The sequence below is a fragment of the Mesorhizobium denitrificans genome (genome assembly GCF_003403035.1).
Taxonomy (GTDB): Bacteria; Pseudomonadota; Alphaproteobacteria; order Rhizobiales; family Rhizobiaceae; genus Mesorhizobium_G; species Mesorhizobium_G denitrificans.
Map to the genome: position 1 here is coordinate 1 of NZ_QURN01000029.1, position 14,157 is coordinate 14,157.

A 14,157-nucleotide genomic window follows, 5' to 3' on the forward strand; every position below is an offset into this window, starting at 1 on the left:
CGCCGCCGTCAACGACGTCTTGCCATGGTCAACGTGACCAATCGTGCCAACGTTCACATGAGGCTTGTTACGCTCAAATTTACCTTTTGCCATCGTCTCTTTCCTTGGGCAGCCGTTGCCGGTTTTTCAGCGATGCGGGGCGATTAGCGACAAAGGGCTAAAAAGACAAGCTCTTTCGGCAAGTCTTCGACCATGTGTATAGCGCCACACCGTATTAGTTAAGGTGAATATAGGTTGCGACAGGCAAAATTCAATTCCGGTGGACGGCTAATCACGCATGACGGAGGCGCTGCGTTGCGCGGGTGTGAGGGGCTGGACAGTTCCCTGCGATTGCCCGACCGGGCCAAAGCCCAGCTTTTGATAAAGGGAAAGCGCCGCTGGATGGTCCAGCGTGCAAGTTTGCACGATTACGGATGATGGATTGCTTGACCATGCGGCGGCTATGGCCGCTCCCAAAAACCAGCGCCCAAGACCACGACCCGTCGCGTGCGGCATCATGCCGAAATAAGCAAGCTCGGCGCGACCATCCCCAAGCGGCGCAATCTCAAAGAAACCGGCTGGCGCACCGTCAAGATATAGCACCGTGATGATGCGGCTTGGCTGCGCAAGCTGGGCGTCAAGCTCTTCGTCTGCAAGCGCGAGCCTGTCGACCCATTGCCACTGCCGCCCAACGCGATCCATGAGATAGCGATAGAAATGACGCGGCATGGCCTGCGCGGACAGCAGCGCGACGTTTTGGCCAAGCGGCAAAGGCGGATAATGCGCCAGCGGCGCAAACATCTCCAGATGCGTGATTGTTACCGGAATCGGGTCGAGGGACTTGCGAGCAGACTTCATCAGTCCTTGACCACCGGGGTATCCGGCAGGCTGCCCCACTCCGCCCAGGAGCCATCATAAAGACGGTTGTCCTTGTGGCCGACAGTTTCGAGTGCAAGCGAGATGATCGACGCCGAAACACCCGAACCACACGAGGTTACGACCGGCTTCGAGAGATCCAGCCCCGACTCTTCAAGCAGCGCTTTCAGCTCATCCTTGCCAATCATGTGGCCTTCCCGCGAAAAGTTCGAAAAGGCAATGTTCGTTGCGCCGGGCATATGTCCGCCCCGCAGGCCGGGCCTCGGTTCGGGGTCAACTCCCTTGAAGCGGCCAGCCGGACGCGCATCGGCGATCTGCGCGGAGCCGGAATTCACAATCTCGCGCATGTCATTCAACGTTGCGACGCGTTCCGCCTTAAGCTTGGCCTTGAAGAGGTTTGGAGCGATTTTGGTGGGCTCGGCTGTTAAAGGCCGACCTTCCTTTTTCCAACCATCCAATCCGCCAGCGAGGATGAACACTTTTTCCGCACCCATCACCCGAAACAGCCAGCGAGTGCGCGGAGCCGAAAACAGGCCAAAGCCATCATAGACGACGATCGTGTCTGTCTCCGCGATGCCCATTGAGCCTGCAAAGCGCGCGAAGTTTTCGGCCGATGGCAGTGTGTGGGGAAGATTGGAACCGGGTTCGACGGTCGAGTCGTGATCGAAGAATACCGCGCCGGGAATATGTCCCGCATCATACTCTGCGCGCGCGTTTCGGTTCTGCGCAGGCAGATACCAAGCCCCATCAACGATTTTCAAGCCGGGTTCGCCGAGGTGTTTCTCTAGCCAATCAGCGCTTACAAAAGCCGGATTATCGGTCATTGGTTTTTCCTTTTCAGGCGGGCATTGCACCAAAACGGATGCGGAAGCGACGGTTTTCGCGCCCCTTCTTTTCGATTTTGCCGATGTGTATTTGGCCGATCTCACCAGTGGCGGCAACATGCGTTCCGCCGCAGGGCTGGCTGTCGATTGTCGCATTGTCGCCAATGCAAACGAGCCTTATGCGGCCGGTGCCAGACGGCGGACGGACGTTCTTTGATTTCACCAAACCGGGATTCGCAGCAAGCTCATCTTCCGTGATCCAGCGCGTGAACACCGGATAGTTCGCCGCGACCATCTCCATAAGGCGCGTCGTGGCGTCTTCCTTGCTGTAGTCCCCTTCCGACAAATCGAAATCGACGCGAGAATCATCCTCGGAGACGGCAGCGCCCGTGATGGGGAAAGGATAGATGACCGACAGAAGATGGCAGGCCGTATGCATCTTCATGAGCCTGTATCGACGCGGCCAGTCGATTGCGAGTTTCAGTGTTTCGCCGACCTCCGGCAAGACTGCGCCAGCCGCCGGAACGTGGATGATTTCTTCTTTCGTTTCGCCAGTTACGGTGGCGGCGATGGCGATGTCGGAGCCATCCGGGCGAACGAATTTGCCAATGTCGCCGGGCTGTCCGCCCGATGTTGCATAGAAAATCGTTCGGTCGAGAATTATGCCGCCGCGCTCATTGATCGCGACGACTTGGGCCTCATTCTCGGTGAGATATGCGTCGTCCCGAAAAACCGCTTCTGTCCGCCATGCCACTTACACCACCTCTTCAAAAGGCACCTTGATAGAGGTCTTTTGGTCCATCCAAGCCGGTATGGGCAAGCCCTTCGCGCGAAGAAATTCAGGATTGAACAGCTTCGACTGGTAACGCGTGCCGTAATCGCAAAGCACGGTGACAATGCGATGGCCGGGGCCAAGTTCGCGCGCGAGCCGAATTGCTCCGGCTATATTGATGCCGGTCGATCCGCCGAGGCACAACCCTTCCTCCTGCACGAGATCAAACAGGATCGGCAGCGCTTCGGCATCGTCGATCTGGAACGAGAAGTCAGGTGTGAAGCCTTCCAGATTGGCGGTGATGCGCCCCTGCCCTATGCCCTCAGTGATGGAACTGCCCTCAGACTTCAGTGTACCCTCGGTATAGTAGCTATAGAGCGCCGCCCCAAGCGGATCAGCCAGCGCGATTTTGACGCTTTTGTCCTTCGCGCGCAGCCCTTCGGCTATGCCCGCCAGCGTGCCGCCTGTGCCAACCGCCGAAACAAAACCATCGATCTTGCCATTGGTTTGCTGCCAGATTTCCGGCGCAGTGGTTCGCACATGGCCGTCGCGGTTCGCGACATTGTCAAATTGGTTAGCCCAGATGGCTCCGTTGGCTTCGGTGCGTGCGAGTTGTTCGGCAAGCCGACCCGAAACCTTCACGTAGTTGTTTGGGTTTTTGTAAGGCACCGCGGGCACTTCGATCAGTTCGGCACCGAGCAGGCGCAGAGCGTCCTTCTTTTCCTGGCTCTGCGTTTCAGGAATCACGATCACGGTGCGGTAGCCGAGCGCCTTGGCGACGACAGTTAGGCCGATTCCCGTGTTGCCAGCAGTGCCCTCGACGATAACGCCGCCCGGTCTAAGCAGCCCTTTGGCCTCGGCATCGCGGATGATGAACAGCCCCGCGCGATCCTTCACGGACTGGCCGGGATTCATGAACTCGGCCTTGCCAAGAATTTCGCAACCCGTTTCCTCAGATGCGCGACGAAGCTTGATGAGTGGCGTGTTGCCGATGGCGTCGATTACGGATTCAAACATTGCAGTGAAAACCTGTTGTCCTTCAGAATTGCGCGGGACCGTATGAATCGGGCTCAATCCTTGCAAGGTATGATTTGCTGCCAGCCTGCGCGACCACGGTAAATGGTTTTAGCCTGCGGGCGAAAATCAGAACGGCGCTTGTTCTCGAAACAATTCCGCATTGTCGAGTTTAGAAACTTCGATGACCGCCTGCGTACGGCTATAGACATTCAGCTTGCGCAAAATCTCCGAAACATGGGCCTTAACAGTGGTTTCACCCACTTGAAGCTCATAGGCGATCTGCTTGTTGAGCAGGCCCTGCCGCAACATTTGCAAAACGCGAAGCTGCTGCGGCGTGAGCGTTGCCAGACGCTGCACCATCTTGGCGCGATCATCGCGCTCCGCATCCGCTGGCTGTGGCCGGTAGTTTTCGGGGACGTGAATTTCCCCCTGCATAACCGAGCGGATGGCATTGGCCAGATCAGTTTTGCGCACAGATTTCGGAATGAAGCCCGCAGCACCGTAGGACAGCGCCTCCGAGATGATGCGCGGCTCTTCATGTCCCGACACAACGACCACCGGCAAGCTGGGGTGACGCGTGCGCAATTGAAGCAACCCCTCGAAGCCCTGCACATCCGGCATGTTCAGGTCGAGCAGGCACAGATCGAAGCTGCTGCTTTCGCCCAAAACCTCCAGCGCCTCACCGATGGATTTGGCCTCGACCGTCTCGACGTCGGGATATGCGACCCGCACCGCACCGTGCAGCGCATCGCGAAAAAGCGGATGATCGTCGATGATCAAAAAACGGACACGTTCGCTGGCCGCGCTCATGGTCTGCAATCCGATTGCCGATGGCCGCATGCTCGCGGTGAACGAAGAATATGATTGGGATAGAAAACTTCCATGACCAAATACTATAGGCGACCGCGCGCTATTGGAACTCAAAGATGCTACGGAAAATGCCTGGCGCAATAACCGACAGCGGATTGATCTGCAGGCGAGGTGAATTGAAATCGCCTGTGAGCTTGTAAGTCACGCCAATCAACCCCCGATCCCGGCCATTCCCCAGGATTTCGCCAATCAATGGCAACTCGCCAAAGATGCGATTGAGCCCATAAGCTGGCATAAAGGTGCCGTTCAAATCGGTCTGACCATTCTCATCGAAAACCGTGCCGCGGAAGGTCGCGCCAACCGTTGGACCGCGCAGCACACCATTGGCGACGCGCAAATAAGACGGACCTTTTTCGATCTCGGCATAACCGCGCTCGAACTGGACGCGGGATGTATCGATTCTACCTTGTACCGTTTCGTTCAAACTGCGATTTCCGCCCTGCGGCGCAGACGATACGATAGAGCCGAGCTTGGGTTCGTTCACAATATAAAAGTTGCGCAGATCCATCTGTCCGGCATAGCTGCCGCCGCTTGCTGCCATCGATAGCGCAATCGCCCCGCCCTGCATTCGGCCATAAACATTGAGGAATCGCAGCAGCGAACCGGTGTCATCCGCCGTGAGCCGGAAGCGCCGCCCTGCCCCGTCCGGCGAGTTCGTTACCTTCACGGCCTTGCCGCCATCGGTGGTCGCATCGAGCGACAGACCTGTGACGCCGCCCGCAGCCGAGTATGCCAAAGAAACGCCGTTCAGACTGGCGTCGTTGAATCCCGTGACGTGATCGACATTGGCCTTAAGTGATATCGGCGTGGAAGTGCTGCTTGATCCGGTCTTTTTATCATCGCTGACAGCGCGGCGGATTAGAGCGCGGGCGTCCAGTGATTGGCCGCTGACATTCACGGTATAGCCTTTGCCGGAGCGCTGGAGCGAAACCGAGACATTGTCGTCACGCGTGAGTTGGAAACGGCTGAACTTGGCAGAGCGCAAGCCGCCATCAGCGACGCTCATATCGCCTTCAATGCCAAAGGTCGCGCCGGAAAGATCGAAGTTTGAGATGTTGATGCCGTTGTCGCCTGTCTCGATGTTGAAAGCCAACTTGGCCGGAATGCCTTCGCCCTTGGTCCAGCCCACCATTGGGAGATTGAGCTTCGCGCCGGTCAAATCCGCTTCCAATCGGCGGCGATTGTTTTCGCTCCCGACAACATCAAGCTTGATCGTGCCCGCGATAAATTCGTCCAGCCCCGGCGAAAGCTTTTCCTGCGCGTCCTCATCGATGACCAGTGTTATGTCGCGGTCGCGGGCAACATCGCTGCCACCGATTGGCTCGGTCAGCGTTAGCTCCGCGGGCAGGCCATTCAGACTAGCCTTCGCCGTTATTATGGCCTTTTCCTTGTCGAGCGCGATCGTGCCGTTCGCGCCGTTTATCGTCTGACCTTCAACCTTCTGCGCGACAGCGAGGTTCTTGAAGTTCAGATCGACATCCCAATTCAAGAGCGACTTATCTATGCCCTTATGCATTGGAATTTTCGCGCTGATCATTCCATCGACTGCGCCGGACAAGGATGCAGGCGCGATGCCTGTATTCTTCATCGCGTTGATGGGTTCCAGCGAAGCAAGTTCCGCAACAGCCGAGGCGTCACCTGCGATTTTGATCTGAAGATCGCCGATCACCGGCTTTTTGCCCGCATCGTCAATCGTCAGGGTCCCTTCGCTTGCCGACACGGTTTTACCATCTGACAGAAAAACCTTGCCGGTCTGCAGCGTTATATCGACATCGTCCCCGGCAAAGCTAACCGTGCCATCCGCATCGCGAACAGGCGGCAACAGACCGACAATGTCAAAGCGGGTTTGCGACACCTGAAAATGCCCCGACACTTCATCCTGATTGAGCTTTTGCCCATTGCCCAGTCGGCCCGGCACAACAGCGAACCGGATGGAGCCAGACGGCACCGTTCCGCCGAACAGGTTTTCGTTGACCCAACGGCGCGCCGAACCGGCGGAGAACCACGGCCACAATTGCTTGACATGCGACACCGACATGCCCGCGACATCAAGCGCAAGCTCAATGCCGGGGGGTCCGTCAGCCAGTTGCAGCGAAGCGTTGCCAAACGCGCGACCACTTGCGCTCGAAATTCCAATATTGTCGACGCTTATGAGCTTGTTACCCGGCGAATAATTGCCGCCGAGTGTGAGGGAAAGCTGCATTGGCGGCTCATCGGAATCCGTAGGCGCCAATGTCGAATCCGGGCTTACAAGCTCAAAGCGATAGGCAGACGGCTTGCCCTGCTGTGGCGGCTGCGGACCAATTGCGCCCGACATCTTGAAGCTCGAATTGCCGATATTTGCATTGAAGCGGTCAAATTCCAGCTTGCCGGTTCCGGCTGCGAGCGTCGCGAGAATATCGAGCTTTCCAGCAAGCACGCCGCGGGTGCCGAGATCGACCGAAAGCCCATCACCCGTAATAATCGCCTCCAGCTTTTCTGGCTGATCACCAACGGCGCGCTGACCTTTCAGCGAAACGGTCGACTTGCCGAGCGAAACGCTTTTAATTTCTGCATCTTGCCGCTCTGTGCTGAATGCGAACATGAATTTATCAGCCGCACCATCCTGCGGGTTGGATGTGATCTGCGCATCAAATTCAGTGTTATGACCGTCCGCAGCGGCCACCCCGCGCAGCATGACGCCATCCGACTCCCTGCTGAATGTTGCGCTTTCGACGGCAATTTCGCGGGTTGGCAAGCCTTCCGGCAACTCAAATCTGACTTTGCTGATTTCGACTTCCGGGGCGACACCTGTGGCGAACACGCGCGAGGCATTGTCTGCGGTGTCGAACGCAAATTGCACGACCTTGTCGGGATCCAGCAGTCCATCCGCATTGATCAATCCGTTCAGCCAGGAAGCATTGCTTTGGCCCGGCATTGCGCCAAGGAGAACATGCGCGTTTTCCAACCTTACGCCGGACACGCGTGGCTTGCCGATGAGCAGCGACCATGTGTTCAGCCGCAAGCGCAATGTTTCAGCACCAACGGCAACATCATCCGAGCCGCCCTTGGCGATCTTTACGTCCGAGAGATCAAGCGTGAGAGTACCGGGGCCCTGAACAGAGAACCGCGCGTGACCAATCGCGGCATCGATGTTCGGCCCGAAGAAACCGCGCAGCTCCGTCTGTGCAATTTCGGTAAGGCGTTGCGCGCCAAAACCTGAAATCCCGAGCAATTGCAGAAAGGCGAGAAAACCGAGCACCAGCGCGACCGCAATTGCGGCAATCCTGACAACCCAGCGCCGCACCTTGTTGCGACTCGGCAGGCGCTTTGCGGTGAACGGAATGCCCTCTGCGGAAGGCATAATAGAAAGATCGACGATCTCTTCCTTGCGGAAGCGAATTTTCTCGTGTGCTTCGTCGTGTTTTTCTGCCTGATCCGTCAACGGCTCATCCTTGCCGGCGAACGATTCGTGTTAATAGCTTTAGCGGTTCCGCTTAGCCGCGAAAAGTGAAGTATTGGATAGCGCATCTTGAACACCACACAGCCCAAACGCGAACTCGCTACGAACGACCTTGCTCCCGACTTTGATCTGCCCGCGACCAATGGAAAACATGTTCGTTTGTCAGCATTGAGAGGCGCACCCATCGTTCTGTTTTTCTATCCGCAGGATGGCAGCCAAACCTGCACAGCGGAAGCAATCGCATTCTCTGAAGCCGCATCCCGGTTGCGGGCCGCTGGAGCTACGATATTCGGAATTTCGCCCGACAGTATGAAGCGCCATGAGAACTTTAAAGCGAAGCATGGCCTCGCCATTGAACTCATCTCGGACGAGCAGCGCTCAGCGATCAACGCTTACGGCCTTTGGATGGAGAAAACCACGTTCGGCCATGTGCATATGGGCGTCGATCGCTCGACATTTCTTATCGACCGGGACGGCCGGATCGCAGCGCTTTGGCGCAAGGTTCGCCTGAAGGGACATGTGGACGAGGTCATCAAACGCCTTGATGACCTCAATCATGCCAAGCAGAAATAGACCTTAGTTCTGCGGCTGTTCGCCCTCTGCCGGGGCTGGCTGCGCGGGCGCTGTCTTGCCTGCGGCCTTGTCGAGCTCCTGCAACTGCGTGCCAACTGCCTGCGCCAGATCACGCGCAACGCCACGCTGCCAGATGTCGGCCGCCTTGATGACTTCGCGCGTTACGATCGGAGCTGTTTCGAGCAGCTTCTTGCCCGTTTCAGAATTGTAGAAGTTTGCGATGTTACGCAGATCTTCTTCGGACATGGCCTTCGCGTAAACCTGCGCAGCCTCACGCTCCAGGTCGGTGCGGCGAGTCACAAGCTTCAAAGCCTGCTCGTCGACTGTCTTGCTGATGACTTCCTGCATGTCCGGGTTCTGCTGGATCAGCTCCTGCTTAAGCGCAAAAGCTGCCTGCGGAAGAATGTTGTCGTACATCGCAGTTGCCTGAATGGCGGTAACCGCATCGCGCGCCGCTTTCAGATGCGATTCGGAGATATCCTGCGCCGATGCCGGAAGCGCCAGAGCAACCATAGCGCCCGAAAGCAAGGCGGCGCGGGCAAACGAAAGCAAAGTCATATCGGTCATAACTCCTTGAAAATCCTACGATGCATCGACAGGATGAAGTGTTTCGATGCCGTTGCTGCCCGCGACGATCGCAAGATCAGCGAGCCCAATGAACAACCCATGCTCCACAACCCCCGGCACGTCGTGCAACGCGCGCGAGAGGGCTCTTGTATCGGGAATGCGGCCAAAAGATGCATCGACGATCAAATGTCCACCATCCGTTACAAACGGATGGCCGTCCTTGATGCGCAGGACAAGCGGTCCCGAAAGGCCGAGACTTTCAGATTCGCGACGAATCTCTTCCATAGTCGCTTTCAAACCGAAGCGATTGACCTCGATTGGCAAGGCGAACGCGCCGAGATGTTTCACGACTTTGGACTTGTCTGCAATCACGATCATGCGCGCAGACGCGAAGGCCACGATCTTTTCGCGCAGCAGCGCCCCGCCGCCGCCCTTGATTAACGACAGTTCTGGGTCAATCTCGTCTGCGCCGTCGATGGTAAGGTCGAGTTCCGGCGTTTCATCGAGCGTGGACATAGGCACGCCAAGTTCGCGGCAGAGCGCCTCAGTCCGTTCGGATGTTGAAACGCCGATGACCTTCAACCCCTTTTCCACGCGGACGGCGAGAAGGCGCACGAATTCCTCTGCCGTAGAACCCGTCCCAATGCCGAGACGCATTCCGTCCTCGACATATCCGAGAGCCGCCCGAGCGGCTTCAATCTTCAGGGCCTTTGCGTCCATAAGCGAATTTATTCCGGTATTGCGAATGGTCGCGCTCGTACCATTTTTCGACGTCAGGGCAAAGGAATTCTGCCTTTATTCAGCTTGTACGGCGCTTTGGCGCACGCTAATCGCTGCATGAGATACGGAGTTTGCGGAATATGGGCCGGAAGATTGCAGTTTTTGATTTGGACGGAACGCTGATCCACACAGCGCCTGATTTGCTGGACGCGCTGAACCACAGCCTTGCGGGCGACGGTTTGGATATCGTTGGTGCGGAAGGTTTTGGGCGCGCGCTCGGTTCCGGCGGCAGAGTGATGATTGAAACAGCGCACCGCGCACAAAACCGCGCGCTGACACCGGAGGCGCTTGAGCGGATGTATCGCGTCTTCCTTGATCATTATGCGGGCAATATTCCCGGCAAATCACTGCCATTTCCAGGCGTACTCGATGCACTCGACCGGCTTAGCGCGGAAGGGTATTTACTGGCGATCTGCACGAACAAGACCGAAGCATTGGCCCTGAAATTGATCGAAGGGCTGCAGCTTCGTGAGCGATTCAGCGCTATTTGCGGCGTTGATACATTCTTGCATTGCAAACCGGACCCCCGGCATCTGCTCGAAACAATCGAGATGGCGAACGGCGATCCGTCGCGCGCATTGATGGTGGGTGATTCACGCACCGACATTGATACTGCGAAAGCCGCTGGCATACCGGTCATTGCCGTTGATTTTGGATACACCGATCAACATGTGAAGGTGTTTGAGCCTTCAGTGGTGATCTCGCATTACAATGAACTGACCGTTGAAATGGCGGAACGACTGATTGCCGCGGGAAATGGTGAGCGGCGTCCTTGACTTGTCGAAAGCCGACACCTTATATGCCGCCGGTTCCGGGGCGCATTCGCCCCTGACGGGCGATTAGCTCAGCGGGAGAGCACACCCTTCACACGGGTGGGGTCGCAGGTTCAATCCCTGCATCGCCCACCAAAGAAATCAATCACTTAAGTCCCCTCGCCTCGCCATCCATGAAAAATTCATGGAAAGCATGGGTGAACGGGATTGGACATTTTGCGGCGGGGTTGGCCCTATGATCCCTGCCACTCCCCGCCTGCGCATGAGCGCCAAGCGCCGCGCCCACATCTTCAGCGAACATGCGACAGCGCCAACCATCGCGCCCTGCTGCGTCTGTGGGCAACCCATTCACAAGCAAAGAGACCGTTGGATCGTTGAACACGTCCGCGCGCTCGGTTTGCTCGGTCCAGACCTCAACACCAATTGCGCCCCTGCGCACTACGCATGCGCCGTCGAGAAGACCCGCGACGACATCAGCCGCATCACCAAGGCCAAGCGGCAATCACGTGCTGGCAAGCCTAAAAGCCGCTGGAAGCCAGAGAATGCCCGCTTCGACTGGAAGCGCGGCAGGTATGTCATCAAACCTGAAGGAGAAAGTGCATGAGCATTTCACGTCGCCTATTCTTGAGAAGCGTCCCGCCTGCGATGGCGGTCAGCGCTGTGGTTGCAACGCCATTTGTAGCGGAAGCGGTCGAACAGAAGGAATCGCCGGTCGAGCGGGTGAACCGACTGGCAGAAGAATTGTCCCATGCTATGGACGATTGGATGGCAGATCTATCGACCCGGGCGAGTAAACCCGCGCTTTGGCAGGCACATGTCTTTCCTGCCTCGCACCATAACCTACCCGTTATGTTTGAGAATATGAATGCCCGTCGCCCCAAGACGCCGCACGAGCAAGCGATCTGGCACATGAGAGAGTTGGAGCGTTTGGCGCTAGGGGATGGTGCTGAGACAGCCGTCATTTTCGCCTGCGGACTTCACTACAAAGGCGGTGAAACACGCAGCCTTCAAATTCATCATACCAAACAGTTAATCGACCGAGACGGCATGTTCCGCCACGCAGGAGTTGTGGCATGAGCGCCCTTGCCCTTCCAGAACCCGAATATCGAGCGCTTCCCATATTCGATCGACTTCCACAAGGCTGCTTTGCTTGGCTATGCAGCGACAACAGCAGTCACCCGCATATTCGCCCTGGAGAGTGGGCAGTTGTTGATGCGGGACAGCGCAGGCCAGTCGTCGGAGAACTGTTTGTAATCAAGTTCGGCCCTCATCGAAGGCATGAACGCATCTGTCTCGCCAGCTTGCGGCCTGCTCGCTGCCTGAACAAGGAGCCTGGCACAAAAAACTGGCATGTCGGTTCAGTTCGAAATGCCGAGATACGTACCTTCATGGCTACATTAGAAGGTACAAGGCTAAGCGACATCGAAAAGAACTGCATGTTGATCGAGGCACACAACGCCGTGGGCGGTTGGACAGAAGGCCCCTACGAGACAGAGGGCAAAAGCTATGATCACCTCTGCGATTGCCTTATGGGCATGGTGATCGGCCTGTACCAAGGCCCGCCGCTCTGATCTCTCCCACAACGCTTAGAGAGGCCGGGCAACCGGCCTTTTCTTTTGGGCGATGGCAAGCGATCATAGGCACGTTAGGCTCGCTTGAGGGGATATCAAATGGGGCTAGAACTAGGACCGCCGTGGCTGGTTCTACTGGAAGACGCCGATGGGGAAACTATTGTGGTCTTCCGCGACAATTTCACCGGTGCATCGATGCCGCGAGCGATTTCGATCCGCAAGAACGAGCCGGGAAGCTATGCCGCTGTTATGGATAGGCATGGTAATTTCGCGCGACACTCCGACGGATCGCTTTATGACCCAATCGAGGAAACCAAAGGAAGGAATGGTGGCACCTTCGCGGACCGAGGACACAGAGCGCTGATAGTCGCGGGCAACTTGTTACCGCGAGAGACAGGTATGCGCAGACGAAGGCCGTGGTATTTCTGGCCGCTGGTGTATCTCGCAATGTTTTTTGGATGGATTATCGTCGCCGCTCTAATTTAGCCGGTCCCTTGCGACACCTCTTGAAAAACGGGGGCTTTCGCCCCCGTCAACCATTTAACCGTATAGCCGTTGCATCTCCCAAGTGTCGCCGTGCTGGACAAACAGCAAATCGTCACTTGCTGGGGCATCCCGCTCGATAAGCTTTCTCACTGTTTCCAGCCACCGTGCGAGGATCTCAGATCCTTCCGGCTGAGCAACTCGCGAACCCAAGAAAAGAACACGGAAAGCAATATCTGCCGTCCCTGAAAGCTTCACCTTTCCCTTTTCCCACCTCGCAACTGTCTGATCATCTACCCTTAAGAGAGTAGCGACTTCAGATTGCGTCTTCTCCATCTGGCCCCGCAAAAACCGTATCTCTTTGGGGGACAGTATCTTCTTCGCTCTTACAAGATCCAATCCAATTGCCTTCCACAGCTCATCTGCAGAATCAATAGAAACGTAGTCTTCTCCATCTTCCTCTTCAATATGATAACCATTCATGAGGTAGATGTTGTCAAGACCACATTCTTTGTAGTGATACGGCTTTGCAGCCGGTGCGTTATCACCACAATAGAACTTCTGTTCATTTTTCATAGGTCTTCCCATTCTACCGTTTTGACGAAAAGCCTTTGGCAGTTAATGACGACTGTCACAACGCCAATCTCCCTTGTGCCTTTCATCTGCTTCACCATTTTCACCTTCCATTCGCCGGGCTTGCGACCTGGCTCTATATCTCCTTTTATATAGCCCGTTCTCAGAACCTCGAACATCATGCGGTCGGTTATATCTCTCCATTCCATTCGACTTTCGCAGTGCGTTTCGTAACCCTGCGCCCGCCAGCGAACATTCTTCGAATCCAGCGCCACACTCCTTATCGTTTTTTCGAGATCGGAATGGCGCGGCTTGAACTGCACTACGGCGGAGCGGTCTGGCTTCGACATAATGCCTATCATATTGATAGGTTCTTTCCTGTCAATATGATAGGTATTTCTTTACAATCAATTGCCGAGCGAGGTTAAATTTTCGTAATAATGGATGATCTGATAAGGTGATTATTCATCAAAAGAGGTAATAGTGGTGCAAGGTTGTCGTACCAAAATCACTGGCCTTCAATCGCCCTAGCCGCCCGCCCGGTTGAGATGCGCAACGGCTCCCTGAATCGATTGGCCGACCTGTTCATCGCCTCCCCGCCGCCATCCGCGCTAGGTGCGCCTCCCGGTCCCGCTGCACAATGCGCGCCGCTTCGCCGCTTGCGTTTGGTGAGGCAAATTTGAGCTAATTTGCGAACGGTGTTTCCACGGTTCCTCGATAACGATGGCCATCCCGCAATCGAAAATGGCGATCGATGAAGCAGACGACAGGCAAGGCGATCAGCAGGCGCACGGTCCTAGGCTCACTTTGCACTCTCCCTTTGGCTGGCTGTCAGGACGGAGGCGCAACTGTCCGTTATCGGGTGATCGCGAAGGTTCTCTATAACGGGCAGACCTATGAGGCTTCCACGGTAATGGAATGCCGCTACGCGCGCCTGAAAAACAGTTTGACCGCGCGTAGCGGCTGTCAATGACCGTGGAATTGGGACCCCGTATTTTCGCGCAAAAGGGACCCCTGTTTAGGGGCGTTGAAGGGCACGCCGATTAGCGCCCGGTCA

The 14,157-nt window shown here is 56.4% G+C and carries 18 protein-coding genes and 1 tRNA gene; 8 read left to right on the forward strand and 11 right to left on the reverse strand.

What is annotated here, in order from left to right; genetic code table 11:
• The 7 genes from DY251_RS20855 to DY251_RS20885 form a co-directional block, all read right to left on the reverse strand.
• The coding region (locus DY251_RS20855) for a GTP-binding protein (RefSeq protein WP_147307454.1) at positions 1-93 on the reverse strand (93 nt) is incomplete at its 3' end.
• A 174-nt stretch (positions 94-267) separates the two neighbouring features.
• Complete coding sequence (locus tag DY251_RS20860; protein ID WP_116625840.1) at positions 268-837, reverse strand: GNAT family N-acetyltransferase; 570 nt, start codon at positions 835-837, stop codon at positions 268-270.
• Positions 837-1,679, reverse strand: a complete 843-nt coding sequence (gene sseA / locus DY251_RS20865) for a 3-mercaptopyruvate sulfurtransferase (RefSeq protein WP_116625841.1) — start codon at positions 1,677-1,679, stop codon at positions 837-839. Before sseA ends, DY251_RS20860 begins: the two co-directional genes overlap by 1 nt.
• Positions 1,680-1,692: 13 nt before the next feature.
• Positions 1,693-2,433, reverse strand: coding sequence for an alanyl-tRNA editing protein (locus DY251_RS20870; RefSeq protein ID WP_116625842.1), 741 nt, complete (start codon positions 2,431-2,433; stop codon positions 1,693-1,695).
• The gene (locus tag DY251_RS20875; protein WP_116625843.1) at positions 2,434-3,468 is read right to left on the reverse strand and encodes a cysteine synthase A; all 1,035 of its coding nucleotides are present in this window, start codon (positions 3,466-3,468) and stop codon (positions 2,434-2,436) included.
• Positions 3,469-3,594: 126 nt separating this feature from the next.
• Positions 3,595-4,278, reverse strand: coding sequence for a response regulator (locus DY251_RS20880; protein WP_170971363.1), 684 nt, complete (start codon positions 4,276-4,278; stop codon positions 3,595-3,597).
• Between the two features lie 100 nt (positions 4,279-4,378).
• Positions 4,379-7,762: a YhdP family protein gene (locus DY251_RS20885; protein WP_116625844.1), complete on the reverse strand. Its 3,384-nt coding sequence runs from the start codon at positions 7,760-7,762 to the stop codon at positions 4,379-4,381.
• Positions 7,763-7,849: 87 nt separating this feature from the next.
• Here DY251_RS20885 and DY251_RS20890 point away from each other — a divergent pair, with 87 nt between their 5' ends.
• On the forward strand, positions 7,850-8,353 hold the full coding sequence (locus tag DY251_RS20890) for a peroxiredoxin (RefSeq protein ID WP_116625845.1): 504 nt from the start codon (positions 7,850-7,852) through the stop codon (positions 8,351-8,353).
• A gap of 3 nt (positions 8,354-8,356) precedes the next feature.
• Here DY251_RS20890 and DY251_RS20895 read toward each other — a convergent pair whose 3' ends face one another.
• Positions 8,357-8,911, reverse strand: a complete 555-nt coding sequence (locus DY251_RS20895) for a DUF2059 domain-containing protein (protein WP_116625856.1) — start codon at positions 8,909-8,911, stop codon at positions 8,357-8,359.
• Positions 8,912-8,935: 24 nt separating this feature from the next.
• Entirely contained in the window at positions 8,936-9,640 is a 705-nt protein-coding gene (rpiA, locus tag DY251_RS20900; protein WP_116625846.1) for a ribose-5-phosphate isomerase RpiA, read from the reverse strand.
• A 140-nt stretch (positions 9,641-9,780) separates the two neighbouring features.
• Between rpiA and DY251_RS20905 the strand changes: the two genes are divergently transcribed.
• The 6 genes from DY251_RS20905 to DY251_RS20935 all read left to right on the forward strand — a co-directional run bounded on the left by DY251_RS20905 (position 9,781) and on the right by DY251_RS20935 (position 12,530).
• Positions 9,781-10,476: an HAD family hydrolase gene (locus tag DY251_RS20905; protein WP_116625847.1), complete on the forward strand. Its 696-nt coding sequence runs from the start codon at positions 9,781-9,783 to the stop codon at positions 10,474-10,476.
• A 57-nt stretch (positions 10,477-10,533) separates the two neighbouring features.
• Positions 10,534-10,608 (forward strand) — tRNA-Val (locus DY251_RS20910).
• Between the two features lie 127 nt (positions 10,609-10,735).
• Entirely contained in the window at positions 10,736-11,077 is a 342-nt protein-coding gene (locus DY251_RS21375; RefSeq protein WP_147307495.1) for an HNH endonuclease, read from the forward strand.
• Between the two features lie 41 nt (positions 11,078-11,118).
• Positions 11,119-11,550 (forward strand): hypothetical protein, encoded by a 432-nt coding sequence (locus tag DY251_RS20920; RefSeq protein ID WP_116625849.1) that lies wholly within the window; start codon positions 11,119-11,121, stop codon positions 11,548-11,550.
• Complete coding sequence (locus DY251_RS21380; RefSeq protein ID WP_137113634.1) at positions 11,547-12,044, forward strand: hypothetical protein; 498 nt, start codon at positions 11,547-11,549, stop codon at positions 12,042-12,044. The genes DY251_RS20920 and DY251_RS21380 overlap by 4 nt, the downstream gene beginning before the upstream one ends.
• 99 nt (positions 12,045-12,143) lie before the next feature.
• The gene (locus tag DY251_RS20935) at positions 12,144-12,530 is read left to right on the forward strand and encodes a hypothetical protein (protein WP_116625852.1); all 387 of its coding nucleotides are present in this window, start codon (positions 12,144-12,146) and stop codon (positions 12,528-12,530) included.
• A 54-nt stretch (positions 12,531-12,584) separates the two neighbouring features.
• Here the strand turns inward: DY251_RS20935 and DY251_RS20940 are convergent, their stop codons facing one another.
• Entirely contained in the window at positions 12,585-13,103 is a 519-nt protein-coding gene (locus DY251_RS20940; RefSeq protein ID WP_158553304.1) for a helix-turn-helix domain-containing protein, read from the reverse strand.
• The gene (locus tag DY251_RS20945) at positions 13,100-13,450 is read right to left on the reverse strand and encodes a DUF4258 domain-containing protein (RefSeq protein ID WP_137113635.1); all 351 of its coding nucleotides are present in this window, start codon (positions 13,448-13,450) and stop codon (positions 13,100-13,102) included. Before DY251_RS20945 ends, DY251_RS20940 begins: the two co-directional genes overlap by 4 nt.
• 404 nt (positions 13,451-13,854) lie before the next feature.
• Between DY251_RS20945 and DY251_RS21385 the strand changes: the two genes are divergently transcribed.
• Complete coding sequence (locus DY251_RS21385) at positions 13,855-14,073, forward strand: hypothetical protein (protein WP_147307497.1); 219 nt, start codon at positions 13,855-13,857, stop codon at positions 14,071-14,073.
• Positions 14,074-14,157 lie beyond the last annotated feature (84 nt).

What these genes read in the sequence shown, in the direction of transcription:
- DY251_RS21375 (WP_147307495.1), top strand. Translation starts at nt 10,736, where the DNA reads ATGAGCGCCAAGCGCCGCGCCCACATCTTCAGCGAACATGCGACAGCG.
- rpiA (WP_116625846.1), bottom strand. Translation starts at nt 9,640, where the DNA reads ATGGACGCAAAGGCCCTGAAGATTGAAGCCGCTCGGGCGGCTCTCGGA.
- DY251_RS20935 (WP_116625852.1), top strand. Translation starts at nt 12,144, where the DNA reads ATGGGGCTAGAACTAGGACCGCCGTGGCTGGTTCTACTGGAAGACGCC.
- DY251_RS20905 (WP_116625847.1), top strand. Translation starts at nt 9,781, where the DNA reads ATGGGCCGGAAGATTGCAGTTTTTGATTTGGACGGAACGCTGATCCAC.
- sseA (WP_116625841.1), bottom strand. Translation starts at nt 1,679, where the DNA reads ATGACCGATAATCCGGCTTTTGTAAGCGCTGATTGGCTAGAGAAACAC.
- DY251_RS20895 (WP_116625856.1), bottom strand. Translation starts at nt 8,911, where the DNA reads ATGACTTTGCTTTCGTTTGCCCGCGCCGCCTTGCTTTCGGGCGCTATG.
- DY251_RS21380 (WP_137113634.1), top strand. Translation starts at nt 11,547, where the DNA reads ATGAGCGCCCTTGCCCTTCCAGAACCCGAATATCGAGCGCTTCCCATA.
- DY251_RS20945 (WP_137113635.1), bottom strand. Translation starts at nt 13,450, where the DNA reads ATGTCGAAGCCAGACCGCTCCGCCGTAGTGCAGTTCAAGCCGCGCCAT.
- DY251_RS20880 (WP_170971363.1), bottom strand. Translation starts at nt 4,278, where the DNA reads ATGAGCGCGGCCAGCGAACGTGTCCGTTTTTTGATCATCGACGATCAT.
- DY251_RS21385 (WP_147307497.1), top strand. Translation starts at nt 13,855, where the DNA reads ATGAAGCAGACGACAGGCAAGGCGATCAGCAGGCGCACGGTCCTAGGC.
- DY251_RS20875 (WP_116625843.1), bottom strand. Translation starts at nt 3,468, where the DNA reads ATGTTTGAATCCGTAATCGACGCCATCGGCAACACGCCACTCATCAAG.
- DY251_RS20940 (WP_158553304.1), bottom strand. Translation starts at nt 13,103, where the DNA reads ATGAAAAATGAACAGAAGTTCTATTGTGGTGATAACGCACCGGCTGCA.
- DY251_RS20860 (WP_116625840.1), bottom strand. Translation starts at nt 837, where the DNA reads ATGAAGTCTGCTCGCAAGTCCCTCGACCCGATTCCGGTAACAATCACG.
- DY251_RS20920 (WP_116625849.1), top strand. Translation starts at nt 11,119, where the DNA reads ATGGCGGTCAGCGCTGTGGTTGCAACGCCATTTGTAGCGGAAGCGGTC.